Here is a 21,715-nt window from a genome sequence, read left to right as displayed (position 1 = left end):
TATGAATGAACTGATCAAAAAGTTGACCCAGGCGTTTCCGGCGTTTCGACTGCGTCTCGCAGATAACAAACGCTGGGCGTTGATGGCGGGAGTGGGGCTTGCCGTGGCGGCGACGGCGATTATCGTTAGCGTGCTGTGGACCGGCAATCGCGGCTACGTCTCGCTCTACGGACGCCAGGAAAATCTGCCCGTGTCGCAGATTGTCACGGTGCTGGACGGCGAAAAGCTCACCTATCGCATCGACCCGCAAAGCGGGCAGATACTGGTGCCGGAAGATGAACTGTCGAAAACGCGCATGACTCTCGCCGCGAAAGGCGTGCAGGCGATATTGCCCAGCGGCTACGAGCTGATGGACAAAGACGAAGTGCTCGGCAGCAGCCAGTTCGTGCAGAACGTGCGCTACAAACGCAGCCTCGAAGGGGAGCTGGCGCAGAGTATCATGTCGCTGGACGCGGTGGAGAGCGCGCGGGTGCATCTGGCGCTCAACGAAGAAAGCTCGTTTGTGGTCAGCGATGTGCCGCAAAACAGCGCCTCGGTAGTGGTGCGCCTGCACTATGGCGCGAAGCTGAACATGGACCAGGTGAACGCCATCGTGCATCTGGTTTCCGGCAGTATTCCGGGGCTGCACGCCAGCAAAGTCAGCGTCGTCGATCAGGCGGGAAATCTGCTGACCGACGGCATCGGCGCAGGCGAGGCGGTTTCTGCCGCTACCCGTAAACGCGATCAGATCCTTAAAGACATCCAGGACAAAACCCGCGCCAGCGTGGCGAACGTGCTGGATTCGCTGGTCGGCAGCGGGAATTACCGCGTCAGCGTAATGCCGGATCTCGATCTCAGCACCATCGAAGAAACCCAGGAACACTACGGCGACGCGCCGAAAATCAACCGCGAAGAGAGCGTGCTGGACAGCGACACCAATCAGGTGGCGATGGGTGTACCCGGTTCGCTCAGCAACCGCCCGCCCGTTGCGCCTAATCAGATCACCAACGGTGCGACGCCCGCCGACGAAAACCGCTCGCCGGAAGCGCTTTCAAAACACAGCGAAAGCAAGCGCGATTACTCTTACGACCGCAGCGTCCAGCATATTCAGCATCCCGGCTTTGCGGTGAAACGCCTTAACGTGGCGGTGGTGCTCAATCAAAACGCCCCGGCGCTGAAAAACTGGAAGCCGGAGCAGACCACGCAACTGACCGCGCTACTGAACAATGCCGCCGGTATCGACGCCCAGCGCGGCGACAATCTCACCTTATCGCTGCTCAACTTTGTGCCGCAGGTGGCCCCGGTCGAACCGGTGATCCCGCTGTGGAAAGATGACAGCGTGCTGGCCTGGGTGCGGCTGATTGGCTGCGGCCTGCTGGCGCTGTTGCTGCTGTTCTTCGTGGTGCGCCCGTTGATGAAACGACTGACGGCGGTACGTGCGCCGGTTATCACACCAGAACCGGAAGCCGTCAGCGAACCGTGGATCGCCACGCCGGAAGATGAACGTAAAAACGTCGACCTGCCGTCGCTACCCGGTGATGACAGCTTGCCGTCCCAGAGTTCCGGCCTCGAAGTGAAACTCGAGTTCCTGCAAAAACTGGCCATGAGCGACACCGATCGCGTAGCCGAAGTTCTCAGACAATGGATTACCAGCAATGAGCGAATTGACAATAAATAAGAGCAACAGCTACCTGGAACAGGCGGCGATCCTGCTGCTGTGTCTGGGCGAAGAAGCGGCGGCGACGGTGATGCAAAAACTCAGCCGCGAAGAAGTGGTGCGCCTGAGCGAAAACATGGCGCGGCTTTCCGGCGTCAAAACCAGCATGGCGCGCAAAGTGATCAATAACTTCTTTGATGAGTTCCGCGAACAGAGCGGGATCAACGGCGCATCGCGATCCATGTTGCAGGGCATTCTTAACAAAGCGCTCGGCACCGAGATCGCCAGCAGCGTGATCAACGGCATCTACGGCGATGAGATCCGCTCGCGGATGGCGCGCCTGCAATGGGTGGAACCACGCCAGCTGGCGATGCTGATCTCCGAAGAACATCTGCAATTGCAGGCGGTATTCCTCGCGTTTCTGACGCCGGAAATCTCGGCGGCGGTGCTCTCGTATCTCAATGAATCGGTGCAAAACGAAATTCTCTACCGGGTGGCAAAACTCAACGACGTCAACCGCGACGTGGTGGATGAACTGGACAGGCTGATCGAACGCGGCCTGTCGGTGCTTTCGGAGCACGGCTCGAAGGTGAAAGGCATCAAACAGGCGGCGGATATCGTCAACCGCTTCCAGGGCAACCAGCAGGTGATCCTCGACCAAATGCGCGAGCGCGACGAAGACGTGCTGGAGCAGCTCCAGGATGAGATGTACGACTTCTTTATCCTCAGCCGCCAGAACGAAGAAGTGCGCCGACGCCTGCTCGACGAAGTGCCGATGGAAGACTGGGCGGTGGCGCTCAAAGGCACCGAAGCCCTGCTGCGCCGCTCCATTTACGCGGTAATGCCAAAACGTCAGGTGCAACAACTGGAAGCGATCACCGCGCGTCTGGGGCCGGTGCCGGTCAGCCGTATCGAACAGATCCGCCGAGAAATCATGGGCATTGCCCGTGAACTGGAAGAGGCGGGCGAAATTCAGTTACAGCTCTTTGCGGAACAGACGGCGGAGTAACCCATGACCATTGAAACACTGCGCGGGCGCTATCGCCTGCACCGTTTCCCGCCCCGCCAGCGTGCGGTGACCGGAGAACCGCTCACCGCCAGCATTAGCGCCGCCGATTACCAACGCCAGTTGATGGACGGTTTTCAGGAAGGGCTGCAAAAAGGGTTTGCTTAGGGAATGACCGAAGGCCAGGAGCAGGGCTTTAGCGAAGGTCATCAGCAAGGTTTTGCCGAGGGGCGACGCCAGGGCTACACCGAAGGCAGCCTCGCCGGGCAGCAGGAAGGGCGCAAACAGTTTGTTGAGGCGGCGCAGCCGCTGGAAGCCATCACCGGTAAAGTGAACGACTTTCTCGCCCATATCGAACGTAAACAGCGGGAAGATTTGCTGCAACTGGTGGAAAAGGTGACGCGGCAGGTGATCCGCTGCGAACTGGCGCTGCAACCGACGCAGTTACTGGCGCTGGTGGAAGAGGCGCTGGCGGCCTTCCCGGCGATGCCGGAAACCCTGCAAGTGATGCTGAGTACGGAAGAATTTAACCGCTTGCGCGACGCGGTGCCGGAAAAGGTCAGCGAATGGGGGCTGACGCCTTCGCCGGATTTGCCGCCGGGGGAATGCCGGGTGATTACCGATAAATCAGAACTGGATATCGGCTGCGAGCACCGCCTTGAACAGTGCATGACTGCACTGAAAGAAACACTCACGCCGGAGTCGCAGGGTGAGTGATTTTTCCGCTTTCGATAACGCGCTGCGCTCGCTGGAGTCGATCCCGCTGGCCCGCGTCGCCGGGCGGCTGGTGCGCCTTAACGGCATCCTGCTGGAGAGCGTCGGCTGCCCGCTAATGACCGGGCAGCTGTGCCGCATCGAAAGCGCCAATCACACGCTGATCGACGCGCAGGCCGTGGGCTTTAATCGCGACATCACCTACTTAATGCCCTTTAAACAGCCGGTCGGCCTGATGGCGGGCGCGCGCGTCTTCCCGGAAGAAAAAGCCCACGACATCCTGATTGGCGAAAGCTGGTTAGGCCGCGTGGTGAATGGCCTCGGCGAGCCGCTGGATGGCAAAGGCCGCCTGAACGGCAACGACCTTCTGCCGCCGCTGCCGCCCTCGGTCAACCCCTTAACCCGCCGTTCGGTGGACGAACCGTTAGACGTGGGCGTGAAAGCGATCAACGGCCTGCTGACCATCGGCAAAGGCCAGCGCGTCGGGCTAATGGCGGGCAGCGGCGTCGGGAAAAGCGTGCTGCTGGGGATGATCACCCGCCAGACCAAAGCCGACATCGTGGTGGTTGGGCTGATTGGCGAACGCGGGCGCGAAGTGAAAGAGTTTATCGACCATTCACTGGGCGAGGACGGGCTGGCAAAGTCTATCGTCGTTGTCGCGCCCGCCGATGAATCGCCGCTGATGCGCCTGAAAGCCACCGAACTGTGCCACTCCATCGCCGCCTGGTTTCGCGACCGCGGGCATCACGTTTTACTGCTGGTGGATTCCCTGACCCGCTACGCGATGGCGCAGCGGGAAATCGCCCTCTCACTTGGCGAACCGCCCGCCACCAAAGGCTATCCGCCATCGGCATTCGGCATGATCCCCAAACTGGTCGAGAGCGCAGGCAACAGCGAAAGCGCAGGATCGATGACCGCCATCTACACCGTGCTGGCGGAAGGCGACGACCAGCAAGATCCGATCGTTGACTGCGCCCGTGCTGTGCTGGACGGGCATATCGTATTAACCCGCAAACTGGCAGAAGCGGGGCATTATCCGGCCATTGATATCGGCCAGTCGATCAGCCGCTGCATGAACCAGGTCACCCGCCCGGAACATCAGCAATCCGCCCGCGCGTTAAAGCAAAACTACGCCGCCTATATGGAGATCAAACCGCTGATCCCGCTCGGCGGCTACGTGGCAGGCGCGGACGCCAGCGTCGACAAAGCGGTGAAAATGTTCCCGGCTATCGAGCGATTTTTGCGCCAGGAGATGCGCGAACCCGCCTCCCTCGAACTGGTGCAAAGCCGCCTGCAAATTCTCTTTCCTGGTGCCAAAAAGGCAGAACAGTAACTATGCGACAAATCATTGACACCCTGGCGCAATTGCAGCGCCTGCGGGATAAATCGGTCAAAGACAAAACCGTTGAGCTGGCAAAGCAAAAACAGATTTGCGCGGGCTATGACAACAATATCAAAGCATTAGGCTACCTTGTCGAAAAAACGTCTGCGGGCGCGGCGGCGTCGGTGGAATCGCTGAAAAACGTCAGCGGCTACAAAGGCACTTTGCGCAAGGTCATTGACTGGCAGGAGCAGGAAAAAACGCTGGCTAACATCAAAGCCACGCGAATGCAGAAAAACCTCACGGCGGCGGCATGCGAAGAGAAAGTGGTGGCCCTGACGCTGGACGACAAACGCCGCGAGCAACAAGAAAGCGCCACCGCGAAAGCGCAAAAAGCGGTGGACGACATCGCCGTGCAGTGCTGGCTGCGGCATAAATTAGCGGAGTAGCCATGAAAACGGTCATCACCTTCGGCACCTTTGATGTGTTCCATGTCGGTCATCTGCGCCTTTTACAACGCGCCCGCACGCTGGGCGAAAGGCTGCTGGTCGGCGTATCATCCGACGCCTTAAATATCGCCAAAAAGGGCAGGGCGCCGGTTTACCATCAGGATGACCGCATGGCGATTATCGCCGGGCTGGCGTGCGTGGATGGTGTATTTCTGGAGGAATCGCTGGAGCAGAAAGCAGAGTATTTGCGGGGGTACAGTGCGGATATTTTGGTGATGGGTGATGACTGGGCCGGGAAGTTTGATAGCTTCGCGTATATTTGTGAGGTGGTGTATTTTCCCCGCACGCCGTCGGTATCGACGACGGGGATTATTGAGGTGATTAGGGGGAGTTTAATTATTTAAAATGCTTTATTTTTTGTCTCTTAAACCGATAAATGGTGCATGAAATAAACAACGGTATGAAAATAAGGCATATATAATAAATGATATAAAAGTACAAGGTGATTGTGGCATTCGGGAAGAAATGTAATGTCACATAATAAAATAAAAAATATGATATGACAAAGGTCAGTAAGTAAATTAATGAAAGTTTGATGTTTTTATAAAAAAGAATCACCAAAGTCAATAGATTAATAGATATGACAAGCCAAAAGTTAATTAGAATGATGTCCATAGTTTCTTTTTCTGCGAGATTTTATTTATTGTGGTAAAAATGGTGGATTGAAAAACATTTTTTAATTTAATTGCATATTCATAATAATAAGTGATTGAAAGGGAGTTAGGCACCATTTGATATGCATGCATATGTTCCTGCAACCAATGAGTATAAATAGCAAGTGATAAATAATATAACCCTATTAAAATTTGTGAAATAATAGCAAAAAACAAAGAAGATTACCGCGTGCCAACTATAAAAAATAACGCCAATGAATAGAAATATGCTCAAGGATTCTATTGACATTACTAAGAGTTTCCATGAGATATGTTCTCCATTTAGTGCCATGAATGAGAATATAAACAATGAATATAACAAGTAAGAACAAAGCAGTAATAAGCATGTGATTTTAATATATTTCATGGCGTTTTATTTGTTGATGAGATTAATCAAATTTCATTAATGGTTTAAATGATGACATAAACTAAAATCTCATTATTATAGAGTTTAAAATGAGTGCGATTTTAAAATCATAGACAGCAGCACTTTAACTTAGTTTGTTTTTTTCGATATTAGCTTGAATTGTCCTTCCTCTATTTTATAGTTTTCTTGCAGATACAGTTCAGGTTTGGAGTTCTTCTTATGTAGAGTCATCCCATACTCACCAGGTTCGTCAGGATGGATAACATAGTTATCTATCGCGATCGTATAGTCCTGGTTAATTTTAAAATGTGAAAAACGGATGATATCTTCGTAGCCAAAGAAGGTGCTAAGCAACAGGGAATCTAAAAGGCATCCTTTCCTGTCATAGCTATTCAGTTGGACATTGAGTAATGGGGTGTCACTTTCACCGATCGTGTTATACATAATAAGTTTGAAGATATTATCTTTATCTTCGAACTGACCCAATTCGTAAAAACGAGTATCTTTAGCAATCCAGGGAGAGAGGAAATTATCGCCTTTGACAGGGATGGTGATTTCTTGCTGATTGAAAGGTGTTGTTTGGGATTTTTGGTTTTCAGATAAGGAGAGTTCTGTAATTCCGTTGGTGATGTTTTTATAATAAATCGCAAATGGTGTTATTTTTGTAGAATCTAATGGTAGCGTTAGTGCTTTGTTCTGAGCAATTGTACTGGTAGTAGTAATAAAAAGAATAAGAGACAGTAATGCGAGTGATGTTTTGTTCATGTTTTTACTAACGCAATAAAATAAATGAATTATCAGAAGTGTTTCGGAAGCAGTATTTTTGTTTTTCTATGCAAGCTGAAAAAGATGAATAAGAGAGTCATCCCATCATAAGGGGCTATCTCCTCAGAACGTGTTCTTTTACTTTAAGTGATGCATATATATTCTTGTAAATCATAAATAAGGTTGAATTTCCTGTGCCAGTAAAAATAATAAAATGATTTTCTGGTAAAGCTATCTCTGCCTGAAAACATTGATCTACATGATATCCAGAATCATCATTGATCCGGCATGAAACAATTGCGCTCATGCCAACAAATTCTGGCGTAACATTTATGTCAGCTAATACGGGAATGCCTTCGCTTGCCGCCTCCCATCGCCCTTCATTGTTCACTGTGAAAAAGTCGCTTCCCGTACGTGATATGGATTCACATACTTTAATATATGTAGTTGTATTTCCATATTCTTTGCTAATAGATAAACAATCTTTGCTTTTAGTAATGAACCAATTAACAGGGACTTCAAACGTAACTTCATTGAAAGAGATAATCTTAAGATGGTCACTACCATAACTATTTTCGATAAAAAAACAAAAAATATTATAAAAGTTAATCTCACTTACTTTATCTCTAAAAGAATTTATTAATCATGTTGAAAGTAGAGTCAGGGTAAGATAACGAAAGCCCGCAACCCGAACGGACTGACGCCAGTAATTTTCTGTCGTATAAGCTATGCAAAAATAGTTATTAATTGACAAGAGTTGCTTTCAGTTATTGAACATATAATACGAATTATGTAGTGGAAAAATTACGTTATATAGAATTCCGTGATATAGAGGTAAATCTTGATTGTCAATAATAAATGTCTGGCTATGTATTCTCACCTATTTTAAATACCACAGTACCCAAACATATTCATTGTATTTTCATTGCCTTTTGTCTTGATGGTAATGCTGTATTTAACATCTTCGCCTTCATCATCTATGGTTTCTGAGTTAATTGACATTTTTCTTGTGATGATAGTTACATCTTTGTTCTTAAAGATAGCCGTATCTTTACCTGATGATACTTGCTTTGCGATAATAATCTTATGATTTAATTCGATGATCGCAGAGTACGCGCAGGTTTCTTTTCCTGTAGGTTTGCCTGCGGGACAAATTCCACCTTCAACATAGTTATAACTATCTTTATCCTTATTGCTTTCCAGATTCAACGTACAAACAGGATGTGCTAGATTGGTGACTTCTTCAACGTGAAAACTGGTCATGACAACATAGTCTGATGAAAGCCAGTTTGATTCGGTTGCTGCACAAACAGTAACGCAGTTAGATACTAGTGTGAGTATAAATATTATTTTTCTCATGATAATGTTCCTGTGGATATATTCATTATTGTGTAAGTATGCTTTTAAGCCCTTCAATTCTTTTACGTGTCATGTCATTTTTACAAGAATACATTGCCGTCTCATACGCTTGAGATTTTTCATCGTTCTGGAATGAATAGGCTACACAATTTTTGTCTCGAAATTTTAGCCATGCTCTTTGGGATGATTTTATTTTTTCAATATACTCAACACCTAAATCTGGCTGTGCACTGTATTCCTTACGAATCATGGATAAAAGATTTTTGTAAGTATTATTCAGCTCACTATCACTGTGTTCAAATGTCACTTTAGAACAGAGAAAAACTTGTGAAGATAATTGTATGTCGGAGCATGGATCGCTTGCATGTAGTACGAAAGGAATGAATACAAAGAGAGATGGCACTATTTTTGTATGATTCATGTGTGAATTTTCTTGAATGATTTTGTATTTGTTGACAGGAGAAGCCTGAACTAGCTACCAAAGTAGAATTTTGAAGAACCGTAGCCAGATAATATTTAAGAGAAGTATCGATTTTTACGTCTTGCAATATCAATCATATCTGGAATGGCCGTTAATTTTGAATGATCTATTCCTGATAACTCCACAACCCACGATATTGGCACATAGCCTGACATATGTTCATAGGAACGACAAGACCCACACCATTCCCAATAACTTCCAGGTCCTTTATACATAATCCCTCCTAATAAGCGTGGTTGCGTTTTTACCAGAGAATAATAGCGATATAATTCCGTATCACCACATACTGGGCAAGCATCTGATAAATGCATCCCTTCTCCTGGATCAACGTTATTATAAATTTCCCTCCATCTATCCGTGTATTCAGGTGGGATCCCATGCCATGGTTTTTTCTCTATAATATTATCTTCTTCCATGTACCCAATCTTCTGAAGCATTAAGACAAACCTATTAATTAGTTTTCCACACCTTTACTCCGTATCCCCTTAAAAAATCATATCTTATGACCAGATTTTTGCGGTCCAGGATAGCCAATAGTTCAGCAAAATTGAGGAATGTCATATCAGAAATGCTACCGCCCTCCCGTTTCCTATTACGCGGGCCTGTACCCACGAATTGCTACCACCACTTCGTGGGTGAGGTATGTTGCTGCCAATACAGGTAAAAAAGAACAGTTATAGAAGGAAGAAGGGCGCTTTTCGGAATTCATAAAGACAACTCCCCCAGGCTCCAAAATGTGCAACTTTTACCGATTCACCAGTCATAAAGCGATGTGTTTGAAATCAGAGGGTAGATAAGTGCGCTGTTCGTGCCGGATGCGGCGTAAACGCCTTATCCGGCCTACAAATTGCTACGAATTCACTATATTGCAATGGCGCGTAGGCCTGATAAGCGAAGCGCATCAGGTACTTGCGCGGTTTACCCCAACGTTTCCACAATCACCATCGCCGCCCGTTCTCCCGCTTTGCCATCCATAAACGCATCGCAATAGTGATGACGAATTTCCGTAAGCTTCGCCTGCACCGCGCCCCAGTCAAACGCCTCTGACAATAAGTAACGCAGTTCCGCAACATCATGAGCCACCGGCAATATTTCGCGAATCCGTTGGTCGGCGCTTTCGGGCGTGGAGTAGCTTTTCTCGCCGTCGAGCAGTTCATTCATGCCCGGAAAGTCGAGCAGGATCACCCGCTTATCAACGTGGATAGCATCGAAAATAAACCCGCTGTTATCGGTCAGCACGTAATCGGCCTTTGCCAGCAGCGCCAGCGTGTGACGGGCGGAGTCGGTGCGCTGTTTTAAATGCCTGCGCGCCAGGGCCAGCGATGCAGCTTCTTCCGGGCGCGAGCAGGTGCCGTGGTGCAGTTTGCAAATCAGATTCGCATCATCGCTTAAGCGCCCCAATTTTTCTGCCCAGTGGGGCAGGGAGCTTAATGTGCCAAACGTAGGGGCGTAGAGCACCGTGGGTTTACGGGAATCGGGTTGGATATTTTCCGGCAATGAACGATCGAACGTGCCGTTATGCCAGGCGTCGAAGCGCGGGTTGCCGACCACTTTCGCACTGCCGAAATGTTCCAGCGCCTGCTGACTGTAGTGGCTATAACACAAAATGCGCTGATAAAAACGGTTCCAGTCGGCGTGGTTCCACGTCTCTTTGGCTAAGCCGTACATAGCGCGGATGTTCACCGCCGCCAGGCCATTGAGCGCGGGCGTGTGGTAGGGGCTGACCAGGCATTTTACCCTCTGACTGTGTGCCTGCATTTCAGATAAGCGCATTCCTTTGAGCTGCGGATCGTCGATGTTTTTTAGCGTCGCCAGCATTTCATCAAGAAACGGTTTAAACACGCGGTCGTTGATCACCAGCGTGCAGCTCTGCCCCTGCGCCTGCAGGGCGGTGATGATTGGGCGGTAGAGCGCGTAGTGGAAGGAGGTTTCCATAAAAAAGCCGATGGTGTCGGCGATGGGTAACGCAGATGGCTTGGTGGCTACGGGTAATTTGTTGAAATAGTGACTAATGTTATCAGTCGTTTTTTTCTCGGTATCACTAAAGCCCGGTCGCTGATAACAAAGGCTCGGGTAACAGGCCAGCCATTTGTCGGCGCGTAGCAGCGGCTGCCAGCAGGCTTCCAGCGAGTGCTCATCGTTGCTCATCTGCTGCGCCAGTTGCGGGTAGTAGCGGCTGTTCACCAGATAAGCGCATACCTTGCGGCAGTCCCGCGCGTGCACCAACCCCGGCAAACTTTTTAGCATCGTTCCCTGCGAAATTTCGCCGCCAAGGATCATCACCTGCCAGGGAATTTTCGCCAGGCTCGCCAGCAGCGTGTTCAGCACCTGAATATGTTTCTCCTGCTTGAGAGTGACCGCGTCATCTTCCAGCAGCAGATAGTTTTGCCAGCCGTGCTGTTGCGCCAGGCGCAGCGCCTGCAAGTGCGACAGGCGGCGACCCCGTTGACCGTTTTCATCTTCACTGGCGGCAAGGCGGGTGATCTTTTCAGGCGGAACATGCAGCAGTGCCAGTTCTTCACGGATCTGCTGTAAGCGATCCGGGCGTTTATCCAGATTCAGCAGAACGATCTGATCGATCGCCTGATGATTGATCGCCTGGTGATGAGTGGCGTTATGCAGACTCAGATAAGCATTGCGCAGCAGCGGATCGCGGACGATATCCGCAAGCGCCGCGTTTACAGGCGTGCTGGCCCCAAGAATAAAGTCTTTATCAAAGGTGTTGTGGCTGTGCGAGATACACAGAATGGTGCGCTCGCCGGGCAGTTGTAGCGGGTTAACGCTGAAATTGTCGGTGAAACTTTTCTCTTCGCCTAAATTGCAATCATCGTCGTAACGGTGCTTTTTCAGGTAGTTACGGTGATAGCAAAAGGTGCCGTTGAGGATGTTATGCGGGCCAAAGCTGCGGCTTTGAAAGATACGGTTGATATGGCTGTACCAGATGGGGATCTGGTCGGAGCCGGAGATGAGCGCCCGGTGTTTTTGCATCATGGCGATAGTCCAGGAGATTTTATCTGCCGGGTAGTAGTCGTCGTCATCCATGCAGAGGATGTATTCGCCGCACGCCAGTTCGTTGAGCATGTTACGTTTTTTGCCCAGCGGCAGTTTTTCCGGATGATGGATGTAGCGGATGTTAAAGGCTTCCGGCGTGCCATCGGTCAAACGGTCGATGATGTGCTGATGGCTTTGCGGCGAGTCGTCGAGGATGACCAGTTCTCGGCGGTCTGCCGGGTAATCCTGATAGCGGTACATGTAAAGCAGGTACGGCAGGAATGCACCGCGGTTCCAGGTTGGCGTGACGACGCTGACGAACGGTTTTTCGCGGTGGGTGGCGAGTGTTTTGATGACGGTTTGCATGATATGTTTACGAAGTAGATAAGGCCGGGAAAAACCGGCCTGAAAGCGTTAGCAAGGTAGCAGCGAAAACGCATAAAGCAGCGGCTCTGCACAACATTCAGCCTGAATTTGTTGGCGAATCAGCAGCGCATTTTCACTCTCTCGCCAGCGTTCAAACACCGCGAAGAGGGCGAAAATATCCTCCTGTCGTAGCGGTGAATCATCCAGCGTCCACAAACTGATTAACGTGCGGATGAGATAAAAATCACATACCAGCAGGAAATAATCCGCCCCGTCAGCCTGGCCAATTACATCGTGGTAAACCCGGTAAATTAGCCAGTTGCGCATCATCCACGGTGCGGCGGCAAAATGCTGTTGCCAGGTGGTTTGCCACTGCGCCTGAAGCTGCTGTTGCAACAAAGCTTCGCTGTTGGCGTCATGCAGCGTCAGTAAGGTAACCTGCAACGGCAGTGAGGCTTTGCGCGGGCTTTCCGGCAGAATCGACCAGTCAAATGCAAAACTTCCGAGCAGCGTCACCAGCTGCCGTGCCAACTGAGGCACGGGCGGGAGCTGGGCGAACTGTGCCTGCAGCGTGCCTTTTTTCGCATGATCGGCCAGCGCCTGTGGCAGCGTTGTCAGTCGGGCAAGAGTATCGCCATCCCTGCCTGGCATTTTACTGGCGCGGGAGAGCAGGATACCGACGGCATACAGTGAAAGCTCTGGTGTTAAACCGGGTAGCGTAAGGGTGCTCAAAATCACCTGGTTTACTATCACATCGCGCGCGGAGAGTTCCGCGGTATTTTCTTCCACAGGGCGGTAGGTGAGCTGTAAATCAAAGGCCCTGGCATCGTTGAGCACCGCTTCGCAGCTTTCTGGCTCTGTCAGCATCAGGCTCTGACGAATCTCATTCTTCCAGACCTTACGGACGTATAAAGGCGAACCGGGGTGCTGCGCCAAAAAATTGCGTACAAATTCCGGTTCGTAACATTCAATAAAACTCATAGGTGGCTTCCAGTCTTTATTACTTCGCGGAATGTGCAATAAGCGTGCCGGGAATTTTTGTAATCAAAAACAAAGGATTGAGAATCAGGCGGAAAATCCGTTTCCGCGATGGAGGAAGGAATTGTCGTTATTCCTGATAGAGAAAATCTGCTTCGCTGCCTAAAAATGACTGAATAAATTCATACTGGCGAATCAACAGCTCGCCGTTTTTATCGTTGTAGGCTTTGCATCGTTCCGCCTTTTGCTCAAGGCGTTGCCACAACTGTTGTGCTGCCGCTTTTTGGACTGCCGGAAGCCAGGCGAAAACCTGCGCCAGACCGTCACGATTTACGCTAACGTTGAGCATTTTCAGCAGGCTGTGCCGTTGATGGCTATGTCCATGCAACTGCTCATAGTGATGGGTTATCTCCTCGTTTACTGCCAGCAGCTCCTCGCTGGCGCGGCGAATCATGCAGATCCGCTGGCGCTGGAGACGTTCGCGCAGGGAATCATACAGCACGTCGTCGTCACGAATTCCCTGCAGCAACGCCTTCACCTGTTGTAACCGGATACTCACTTCATCGGCCTCTTAGTTCTGGAAAAAGCTCAGCATGTCGCTGGCTAGCTGTTCGGTGTCCACTTGCAGGCTGCCGGAGGCCAGCATCGCCTGCATTTTCGCCACGTTGTCGCTGTTGATATCGCTCTCTTGCTGGTCGTTCAGCGTTTGTTGGGCGGACTGTAATCCCGCCTGAGTAATGTCGTCGGCGCTCAGCGTCGTGGTGGTGGCCGCCGTGCTTTTACGCGGCTGGCTGGAGCCTGCCGTTGTGGCTGTCGGGCGATTGCCTGGCATAGTCGGGGTGATTTTCATCGCAACCTCGTCTCTGTTTGAAGGTGTGTTACTCCGGTAAAGCGGTTAACAGGCGGCAAAACTTTAATCGTTATCGCATATTTACTTTTTGTTCAGATATGTTGGTTCTGGTCGTTCTGATGGATATGTGGAAAAATCTGAATCGGATACTATGCAAAAATAAGGATGTCTTATGTCAGGATTACAAGATTGGCTGCTTGATAAGGTCGGTGGTAACAACTATCTCTATATTAAACGTCTTTCAGCAAACGACACTGGTGCAACAGGAGGGCATCAGGTAGGGATATATATTCCTTCCGGTATCGTTGCTGAACTTTTCCCATCTATAGATCATACGTCAGAAAAAAATCCTTCGGTTTTATTGCGCGCAACTTATTCCTCTCATGAATGTGTAGATAGTGAGGTTCGCGCTATTTACTACAATAATAAGTATTTCGGGCAAACAAGAAATGAAAAACGTATCACTCGGTGGGGGGCTGGCAGTCCCCTACAGGATCCGGAAAATACAGGTGCTTTGTCTGTGCTTGCGTTTGAACATGAGCCAGGGAGAGACAGCAAAAGTGTTGATGTATGGGTTTGTGTAAGCCCAGAAGAAGAGGATGTACTGGAATCAGCTGTTGGGGAGATCATTCCTGGAACTTTAATGTTTGGGCCTGCCAGTGAAATACTTGGTGTACTCGCATCAAGGCCAAAAATCTCTCAAAAGGAATATGTTATTCCGGAAAGCTGGAAACATAGCTTTCCTTCTGGCTTAGAGATTATTCAATATGCTGCGGGTTACTACCCAACAGGCGTAACCAGTCCAGATGACCAACTTTTAGAACGCCGCCGTATTGAATATGATCTCTTTCTAATGGTTGAAGAAATTCATGTACTGGACATCATCCGTCAAGGGTTTGGTTCTGTAGATGATTTTATAGCTATGGCTAACTCTGTTAGTAATAGAAGAAAATCTCGAGCCGGGAAATCACTGGAGCTACATCTTGAGCAAATTTTTATTGAGCATGGACTGCATCATTTTGCTACTCAATGTATTACTGAAGGAAAAAAGAAACCCGATTTTCTTTTTCCATCAGCGGCAGCTTACCATGATGATCACTTTCCAAGAGAAAAACTCCATATGCTTGCTGTAAAAACAACATGTAAGGATCGGTGGCGTCAGGCACTCAATGAAGCAAATAAAATCAACAAAATATATTTGTTTACCTTGCAAGAGGGTGTCTCAGTTGCTCAATTTAACGAAATGAGAGCTGAAGGTGTCACCTTGGTTGTACCTTCCCCTCTTCATAAAAAATATCCAGAGGAAATCAGGGAGGGATTATTAACGTTAGAGAGTTTTATCACACAGTTAATAACGCTGTATGAAGATTTTGTATAATATAAAAGTATACTTATAATAACTTATGATTATATATTTAGAGGCCTTTAATAAAAAAGGCCTCACAATAGTGAAAGTTAATTATTATTAATCGTTAATAACTTGCATGCTGACAGCTTTTTGTATATACGGTTCTAGTAATCTTGCTACAGCTTCAAATACTGGCACAACAACTGAGTTCCCAAATTGTCTATAAGCTTGAGTATCTGATACAGGTATTCTAAAAGGTCTTCCCCCTGGTTTTTCAAAACCCATTAACCTGGCACATTCGTGAGGTGTCAGTCTTCTTGGTCGATTCTCTTGATTCGCTGGATTACTAAAATCGATTTCACCGACAGCCTTATCCCAGCCACGATCGATCAGTATTTCAGAGCCATCTTTATGGTAACGAGCAGACAGCGTTCGTGCGATACTGTCTGGATTTTTAGGATCCACTAAACCAAAACCAAACCCATTTCCTTTTGCTGCATGTTTTTTTGCATAATTGTAAAGATATTCCCATAACCTTGGAGTCAAAATATATTTGTCGTCAACATCATGATCTAATAATTCACCAAATGTTGGCCTGTTTTGAGGGTAAAAACGGTTAATATTTCGTAACGTGAAATCCTTGTGAATATTCAGATCCCTACGAAATCCTACCAACACTATACGCTCACGATGTTGGGGTAAAAAATGTTTTCCATCTATAATTTTAGGATCATCTGAGCCAGTAACACCAGCATCGGCAACTTCATACCCTAATTCATTGAGTGTTTCCATGATGATTTTAAAAGTCTTACCTTTATCATGACTTTTAAGGTTCTTCACATTCTCAAGCACAAAAATAGCTGGTTTTTTTGATTTAATAATTCGAGCGACATCAAAAAATAGTGTTCCTTGTGCCTCACATTCAAAACCATGTGCACGCCCCAGAGAATTTTTCTTGCTTACCCCAGCCAGACTAAAGGGTTGACATGGAAAACCGGCCAGAAGGACATCATGATCTGGAATATTTTTGTCTATATGATTATAGGCTTCCACTTCGGAAACATCATCTCTATCACTTAAAGTGACTTCTCGTATATCAAGATTAAATTTATGATTTAGTTCATCATTAAACCAATTAGCTTTGTAGGTTCTTACCGCTTCTTTATTCCATTCGCTAGTAAAAACACATTGCCCACCAATATTTTCGAAGCCTTTACGAATACCACCAATCCCTGCGAATAAATCAATAAAACGAAACGTATAGTTAGGATGATATTCGGGAGGTTCTGGAAGCATCTTTCGAAGTAAAGTTTCCTCAGCAGAAGTTAATTGTTTAGGGTTACACTTACCATTTATCCAACGGTTAAGTGTTTCTCTGCTCCATTCATTTTTTCCTACTTTTCGTAGGAGTTCTGCAACATATTTTTGATCATAGATTTCAAGAACCTTTAAAATTAATTCTCGATCTTTTTCTTGTCGCTTTTTCTCGTCTTCTTCTGATTTTAAAAGAAGATCTTTCACGAGCAATTCAAATTCAGACATAGCACCCCCCCGTAGGTCTTATTGGTGATACAATATCACTCATTTGACCCAGATAAAATAGTTATCATCTGGATATTTAAACAGTAGTGATTAAGTGCTCAATAATTATCCAAAATACACAGTGAAATTTGTCAGAAAGTCAGAATATTGGGAGCTAGTCATACATATGCTACGCGGTATTGCAGCAAATTACTCCGCGCTTACCGTTGTCACTACGCCACTTTCTGCCACCCTCGCGCTGATGACCCGCTGGCTGCTGGCGTTACGTACTTTCACCATCTCGCCTTTGCGACCATTTTTCAGCGCCACGCCGGGCATCGAGGCGGTGATCCCCGCACTCTGGTAAACAATCATCACCGGCTGGTCGCGCCCGACCAGCACCGGAGACCCCAGTTCTTCTTTGGTGATTGGCCTGCCGGGTTGCAGGGCGTGTTTACTGCTGAAACCAATCGCGTCATCGAGCTCCATCAACACATCGCGGCGCTGGGCGCTGACGTTGTAGGGCTTCAACTCCACATCATTCGCCGTGAGCGGCGTGTCGCGGGCAACCACTGACTTTGCCATCACCACCGGCACCAGAACATCCGGGCGCACCGCCACGTTCATCTGCCAGCTTTGCGGGCAACTGACGGTGAAGTTCATCCGGTTGAGGGCGATTTCTGCGGGCGAAGTCAGCGTGACGCCGGGTGTTTTAGTACAGGGTGCGGCGGTCGCAATCTGCGACGGAATATAGACCTTAAAGGTGTAGCGATAGTCATGCCACTGCCGCTGTTGCGCCAGCGATTCAATCTGTTGGCTGGCGGCGTTCAGCACCTGGGCGTTGACTTGTTCCCGCGCGCTGTGCTGCACGGGATGGACGGCGGCGTAGCCCGGTAAGGCCAGCGCCAGGAGGAAATAAAACTTCCGCCTGCAAAATTGAAAACTCATAAACCCTTTCTCATCAGTCACTTAAAAAATGGCACGGCGATTGCTTAGCGTATGCGGATTGAAGCAGGAGTGACGCAGGAAATGGGGATCAGTTTTCAACAAGCATTGGGAGTGCATCCGCAGGCAGTGAAGTTACGTCTTGAGAGGACCGAGCTACTGACTGCGAATCTGGCGAACGTCGATACGCCAAATTTCAAGGCTAAAGATATTGATTTTGCCAGGGAGATGCAACGGGCAAATAACGCGGCGGTGGATGTCCAGTACCGCGTACCGATGCAGCCGTCGGAAGATGGCAACACCGTGGAACTGAACAGCGAACAGGCGCGGTTTTCACAAAATAGTATGGATTATCAAAGCAGTCTGACCTTTCTGAATCTGCAAATCAGCGGCATCAGAGAGGCCATTGAAGGGAAATAAGCATGTCATTTACTGATATCTATCAGATTTCCGGCTCGGCGATGACGGCGCAAACGCTACGCCTGAATACCGTTGCCAGTAACCTGGCGAATGCCAATGCGCCCGCCAGCAGCGAGGCGCAGGCGTATAAAGCGCGCAGCCCGGTGTTTGCCGCGGTGTATCACCACAGTTTGCTGGCGGGTACACATCGTCATGCCATTGACGGCGCCAGCGTGCAGGTGCAGGACGTGCTGCAAACCGGCGGGGCGGTGAAACGCTATGAACCGCATTCGCCGCTGGCGGATGCTAACGGGGATGTCTGGTATCCCGACGTCAATGTGGTGGAACAGATGGCAGACATGATGTCGGCCTCGCGCGATTTCGAAACCAACGTCGATGTGCTCAACAACGTGAAAAGTATGCAGCAAAGTTTGCTGAAACTGGGAGAAGCCTGATGAATACCCTGGCGCTGAATGCACAATCACAGGCGCACTCTTCCTCTGTGGGAAGTAGTGCGGTGGCGCAAAACAATGTAGGGGCGACCACGCAAAGCAGTAATGTGGGCGATAGTGCAGCTACCACCGATACCAGCAGTACGACAACGTCCACGGATTCGTCACCCGTTGATACCTTTCTGACGCTGTTTGTCGCTGAGATCCAAAACCAGGACCCGACCGACCCGACCGACGCCACCGAATATATCGACCAGCTTTCGTCGATGGCGCAGGTGGCGATGATGGAAGAGATGAGCGTGCAGGCCAACACCAACGCGGTGCTGATGAGCAACATTCAGGTGATGGCGCTCGGCAATCTGGTGGGCGACGACATTATGGTGCAGACCACCGCTTTGCAGGTGAGCGACCAGACCATTAACGGTCGCGCCACGCTTGACGACGCCTGTACCACCGCCGATCTCCACTTTACCGATGCCGCAGGCGATGACTACACGGTGTCGCTGATCCCGCAAGGGAGTTCGTCCGTTGGACCAGGCCAGGTTGATTTCTCGATTAATCCGGCTGATTACGGCATCCCGCCTGGCGATTACGACGTTTCGGTGGTCACCAACACCGGGGAAGAAGAGGTGCCGATTGAAGTCTCCGGCGAAGTGGAAGATGTGCGCATCCCGCTCGACGGCAGCTCTCCGCTGCTCAACGTTGCAGGCGTCGGCGAAGTGCCGTTCACCATGATTAGCCAATTTGGCGTACCCGATGCCGACAGTGATGTGGCGTGATGTCCGGTGCCAAATTGCCTGATGCGCTTCGCTTATCAGGCCTACATGAATCTGCATGGTTTTGTAGGCCGGATAAGGTGTTCACGCCGCATCCGGCAAAACAACGGGCACGCTGTCAAAATTTGAATTAACAGGAAGACACAATGAGTTATGAAATTGCCGCGACGGGGCTGAATGCCGTTAACGAACAGCTGGACGGGATCAGTAACAACATCGCCAACGCCGGAACGGTGGGCTATAAGTCGATGACTACCCAGTTTTCAGCCATGTATGCCGGAAGCCAGGCGATGGGCGTCAGCGTAGCGGGTACGGCGCAAAGTATTTCACGCGGCGGTTCGCTGGTCTCCACCGGCAACGCGCTGGATCTGGCGATTAACGACGACGGCTTTTTTGTTACCTGCGACAGTGCGGGCAACATTTCTTATACCCGCGCCGGATCGTTTGAAACCGACAAAAACGGCTATATCGTCAACGCCTCGGGCGCTTATTTGCAGGGCTATCCGGTCGATGACAGCGGCACCCTGCAAACCGGTACAGTCACAGATATCCAGATCAAAACCGGCAATATCCCGGCGCAGGCCAGCAGCAGCCTGACTTTTACCGCCAACTTCGATGCCAGCGACGCGGCTATAGACCGTACAACCGTACCGTTCGACGCGACCAACAGCAGCTCCTATACCGACAGCTACACCACCACGGTGTATGACTCATTAGGCAACGAACACTCGGTATGCCAGTACTTCAGCAAAACCAGCGATAACACCTGGGAAGTGCAGTACACCTTCGACGGTCAGCAGCAGACTGGTGTTCCGGCGACCACCTTAACCTTCGACCCGAACACCGGGAAGCTGACCTCGCCAACCTCGCCGCAGACCATTGAGTTTCAGACCGACGCCGCCGCGCCCATCGACTTAACCGTTGATTACTCCACCTGTACGCAATACGGCTCTGAATTTTCTGTCACCACCAACGCCGCCAACGGCTACGCCTCCGCGACTCAGAACGGTGTGCAGGTTGATGACGATGGCAAAGTTTACGCCACCTACAGCAACGGCGAACGCATGTTGCAGGGGCAGGTGGTGCTGGCGACCTTCCCGAATGAAAACGGCCTCGAAGCGGTGAGCGGCACCGCGTGGGTACAAACCGGCGAATCCGGCACCCCGCTGATTGGCGTTCCCGGCTCCGGCACCTGCGGCACGCTATCGTCGGGCGTGCTCGAAAGCTCTAACGTCGATATCACCAGCGAACTGGTCAACCTGATGACCGCCCAGCGTAACTATCAGGCCAACACCAAAGTTATCGCCACCAGCACGCAGCTCGATGACGCGCTGTTCCAGGCAATGTAATGGACCGCTTGATTTATACCGCGTTGAGCGGTGCTTCTCAGACCCTGTACGAGCAGCAGATTAGCGCCAACAACCTGGCGAACGTCAACACCAACGGTTTTCGCGCCGATATGGCAATGGCGACCAACGACAAGGTGAAAGGCGGCGGCTTCGACACGCGCTATATGGCGCAGGAAGGGGCCAGCGGCGTGAACGACAGCACAGGTGTTGCGGAGAAAACCGAACGCCCGCTGGACGTGGCGATTCAGGGCGCGGGTTACATTGCGGTGCAGGATAAAAACGGCAACGAAGTGTATACCCGCAACGGCAACATTCAGCAGGACGACCAGGGGCAACTGACTATCGACGGCAATCTGGTGCTGGGGGATAACGGACCGATCATTCTGCCGCCGAACGCCATTGCTTCGTTTGGCAGCGACGGCACGCTCTCGGTGACGCCTGATGACGGCGACGTGACCGCGACGATGGATATCGACCGCCTGAAGCTGGTGGATATTCCGGTGGCTAACCTGGCGAAAAACGGTGAAGGGATGCTGATAACGGCAGACGGCGTTCCGGCTCAGCGCGATGAAAATATCAAAGTCAGCGGCGGTTTTCTCGAAGGCAGCAACGTCTCGGCGGTTAGCGAAATGATGTCGTCCATCGCTATGAACCGCCAGTTCGAAGCGCAGATCAAAATGATGAAAACCGCCGAAGATATCAGCGACGCGGGCAACCGCTTATTGCGCGGCTCGTAATCGCACATCGTAGGCCGGATAAGGCGTTCACGCCGCATCCGGCAGCTATGCGGTGGCGCCTGATGCGACGCTTTGCGTCTTATCAGGCCTACAAGCCTGTGCCCAAATCGTAGGCCGGATAAGGCGTTTACGCCGCATCCGGCAGTTATGCGGCGGTGCCTGATGCGACGCTTTGCGTCTTATCAGGCCTAC

At 50.1% G+C, this 21,715-nt stretch carries 22 protein-coding genes and 1 pseudogene; 12 read left to right on the top strand and 11 right to left on the bottom strand.

Going from position 1 to position 21,715, the window contains the following annotated elements:
* The first annotated feature begins 1 nt into the window (after window position 1).
* The 6 genes and pseudogenes from fliF to AACU94_RS24090 all read left to right on the top strand — a co-directional run bounded on the left by fliF (window position 2) and on the right by AACU94_RS24090 (window position 5,530).
* Window positions 2-1,657, top strand: a complete 1,656-nt coding sequence (gene fliF / locus AACU94_RS24115) for a flagellar basal-body MS-ring/collar protein FliF (protein ID WP_135488404.1) — start codon at window positions 2-4, stop codon at window positions 1,655-1,657.
* Window positions 1,635-2,645, top strand: a complete 1,011-nt coding sequence (locus AACU94_RS24110; protein ID WP_001293120.1) for a flagellar motor switch protein FliG — start codon at window positions 1,635-1,637, stop codon at window positions 2,643-2,645. Before fliF ends, AACU94_RS24110 begins: the two co-directional genes overlap by 23 nt.
* Window positions 2,646-2,648: 3 nt before the next feature.
* Window positions 2,649-3,359, top strand: a pseudogene (fliH, locus tag AACU94_RS24105) (flagellar assembly protein FliH).
* Window positions 3,352-4,689, top strand: coding sequence for a flagellar protein export ATPase FliI (gene fliI / locus AACU94_RS24100; protein WP_130218454.1), 1,338 nt, complete (start codon window positions 3,352-3,354; stop codon window positions 4,687-4,689). The pseudogene fliH and the gene fliI overlap by 8 nt, the downstream one beginning before the upstream one ends.
* A 2-nt stretch (window positions 4,690-4,691) precedes the next feature.
* A complete protein-coding gene (fliJ, locus tag AACU94_RS24095) occupies window positions 4,692-5,126 on the top strand; it encodes a flagellar export protein FliJ (protein ID WP_135488403.1) in 435 nt (144 codons plus the stop codon).
* Between the two features lie 2 nt (window positions 5,127-5,128).
* Window positions 5,129-5,530, top strand: coding sequence for an adenylyltransferase/cytidyltransferase family protein (locus AACU94_RS24090; RefSeq protein ID WP_135488402.1), 402 nt, complete (start codon window positions 5,129-5,131; stop codon window positions 5,528-5,530).
* Between the two features lie 805 nt (window positions 5,531-6,335).
* Here the strand turns inward: AACU94_RS24090 and AACU94_RS24085 are convergent.
* From AACU94_RS24085 to flgM, 9 genes are all read right to left on the bottom strand, one after another.
* Entirely contained in the window at window positions 6,336-6,971 is a 636-nt protein-coding gene (locus tag AACU94_RS24085) for a hypothetical protein (protein ID WP_240726385.1), read from the bottom strand.
* Between the two features lie 115 nt (window positions 6,972-7,086).
* Window positions 7,087-7,362 carry a hypothetical protein gene (locus AACU94_RS24080; RefSeq protein WP_240726383.1) on the bottom strand — a complete coding sequence of 92 codons (276 nt, stop codon included), beginning with the start codon at window positions 7,360-7,362 and terminating at the stop codon, window positions 7,087-7,089.
* Window positions 7,363-7,856: 494 nt separating this feature from the next.
* Window positions 7,857-8,330 (bottom strand): adhesin, encoded by a 474-nt coding sequence (locus AACU94_RS24075; protein WP_105225084.1) that lies wholly within the window; start codon window positions 8,328-8,330, stop codon window positions 7,857-7,859.
* 25 nt (window positions 8,331-8,355) lie between these two features.
* On the bottom strand, window positions 8,356-8,751 hold the full coding sequence (locus AACU94_RS24070) for a lysozyme inhibitor LprI family protein (protein WP_135488400.1): 396 nt from the start codon (window positions 8,749-8,751) through the stop codon (window positions 8,356-8,358).
* 95 nt (window positions 8,752-8,846) lie between these two features.
* Window positions 8,847-9,227 carry a hypothetical protein gene (locus tag AACU94_RS24065; protein ID WP_240726381.1) on the bottom strand — a complete coding sequence of 127 codons (381 nt, stop codon included), beginning with the start codon at window positions 9,225-9,227 and terminating at the stop codon, window positions 8,847-8,849.
* Between the two features lie 502 nt (window positions 9,228-9,729).
* A complete protein-coding gene (locus AACU94_RS24060; RefSeq protein WP_135488398.1) occupies window positions 9,730-12,168 on the bottom strand; it encodes a glycosyltransferase in 2,439 nt (812 codons plus the stop codon).
* A 48-nt stretch (window positions 12,169-12,216) separates the two neighbouring features.
* Window positions 12,217-13,149, bottom strand: a complete 933-nt coding sequence (locus AACU94_RS24055) for a lysine-N-methylase (protein WP_135488397.1) — start codon at window positions 13,147-13,149, stop codon at window positions 12,217-12,219.
* 127 nt (window positions 13,150-13,276) lie between these two features.
* Window positions 13,277-13,705, bottom strand: a complete 429-nt coding sequence (gene flgN, locus AACU94_RS24050) for a flagellar protein FlgN (protein ID WP_135486901.1) — start codon at window positions 13,703-13,705, stop codon at window positions 13,277-13,279.
* A gap of 12 nt (window positions 13,706-13,717) precedes the next feature.
* Window positions 13,718-13,996, bottom strand: a complete 279-nt coding sequence (flgM, locus tag AACU94_RS24045; protein WP_135488396.1) for a flagellar biosynthesis anti-sigma factor FlgM — start codon at window positions 13,994-13,996, stop codon at window positions 13,718-13,720.
* 172 nt (window positions 13,997-14,168) lie between these two features.
* Between flgM and AACU94_RS24040 the strand changes: the two genes are divergently transcribed.
* Window positions 14,169-15,374: a type II restriction endonuclease gene (locus AACU94_RS24040; protein ID WP_135488395.1), complete on the top strand. Its 1,206-nt coding sequence runs from the start codon at window positions 14,169-14,171 to the stop codon at window positions 15,372-15,374.
* 87 nt (window positions 15,375-15,461) lie between these two features.
* Here the strand turns inward: AACU94_RS24040 and AACU94_RS24035 are convergent, their stop codons facing one another.
* Window positions 15,462-16,886 (bottom strand): DNA cytosine methyltransferase, encoded by a 1,425-nt coding sequence (locus AACU94_RS24035; RefSeq protein ID WP_135488394.1) that lies wholly within the window; start codon window positions 16,884-16,886, stop codon window positions 15,462-15,464.
* Window positions 16,887-17,075: 189 nt separating this feature from the next.
* Window positions 17,076-17,813, bottom strand: coding sequence for a flagellar basal body P-ring formation chaperone FlgA (gene flgA / locus AACU94_RS24030; protein ID WP_135488393.1), 738 nt, complete (start codon window positions 17,811-17,813; stop codon window positions 17,076-17,078).
* 81 nt (window positions 17,814-17,894) lie between these two features.
* Between flgA and AACU94_RS24025 the strand changes: the two genes are divergently transcribed.
* The 5 genes from AACU94_RS24025 (at window position 17,895) to AACU94_RS24005 (ending at window position 21,523) form a co-directional block, all read left to right on the top strand.
* On the top strand, window positions 17,895-18,230 hold the full coding sequence (locus AACU94_RS24025; protein ID WP_000512950.1) for a flagellar basal body protein: 336 nt from the start codon (window positions 17,895-17,897) through the stop codon (window positions 18,228-18,230).
* A 2-nt stretch (window positions 18,231-18,232) separates the two neighbouring features.
* On the top strand, window positions 18,233-18,664 hold the full coding sequence (gene flgC / locus AACU94_RS24020) for a flagellar basal body rod protein FlgC (protein WP_000010949.1): 432 nt from the start codon (window positions 18,233-18,235) through the stop codon (window positions 18,662-18,664).
* Window positions 18,664-19,440, top strand: coding sequence for a flagellar hook capping FlgD N-terminal domain-containing protein (locus tag AACU94_RS24015; RefSeq protein ID WP_135488392.1), 777 nt, complete (start codon window positions 18,664-18,666; stop codon window positions 19,438-19,440). Before flgC ends, AACU94_RS24015 begins: the two co-directional genes overlap by 1 nt.
* 143 nt (window positions 19,441-19,583) lie before the next feature.
* Window positions 19,584-20,786, top strand: coding sequence for a flagellar hook protein FlgE (gene flgE, locus AACU94_RS24010; RefSeq protein WP_135488391.1), 1,203 nt, complete (start codon window positions 19,584-19,586; stop codon window positions 20,784-20,786).
* Window positions 20,786-21,523, top strand: a complete 738-nt coding sequence (locus AACU94_RS24005) for a flagellar basal body rod protein FlgF (RefSeq protein ID WP_000375449.1) — start codon at window positions 20,786-20,788, stop codon at window positions 21,521-21,523. Before flgE ends, AACU94_RS24005 begins: the two co-directional genes overlap by 1 nt.
* Window positions 21,524-21,715: the final 192 nt, after the last annotated feature.

Origin of the sequence: Escherichia sp. E4702 (assembly GCF_963883545.1) — a bacterium.
In the GTDB taxonomy this organism is placed as follows: domain Bacteria; phylum Pseudomonadota; class Gammaproteobacteria; order Enterobacterales; family Enterobacteriaceae; genus Escherichia.
Note: the sequence above shows the minus strand (reverse complement) of the source record. Positions and strands in the feature narration are given on the sequence as shown.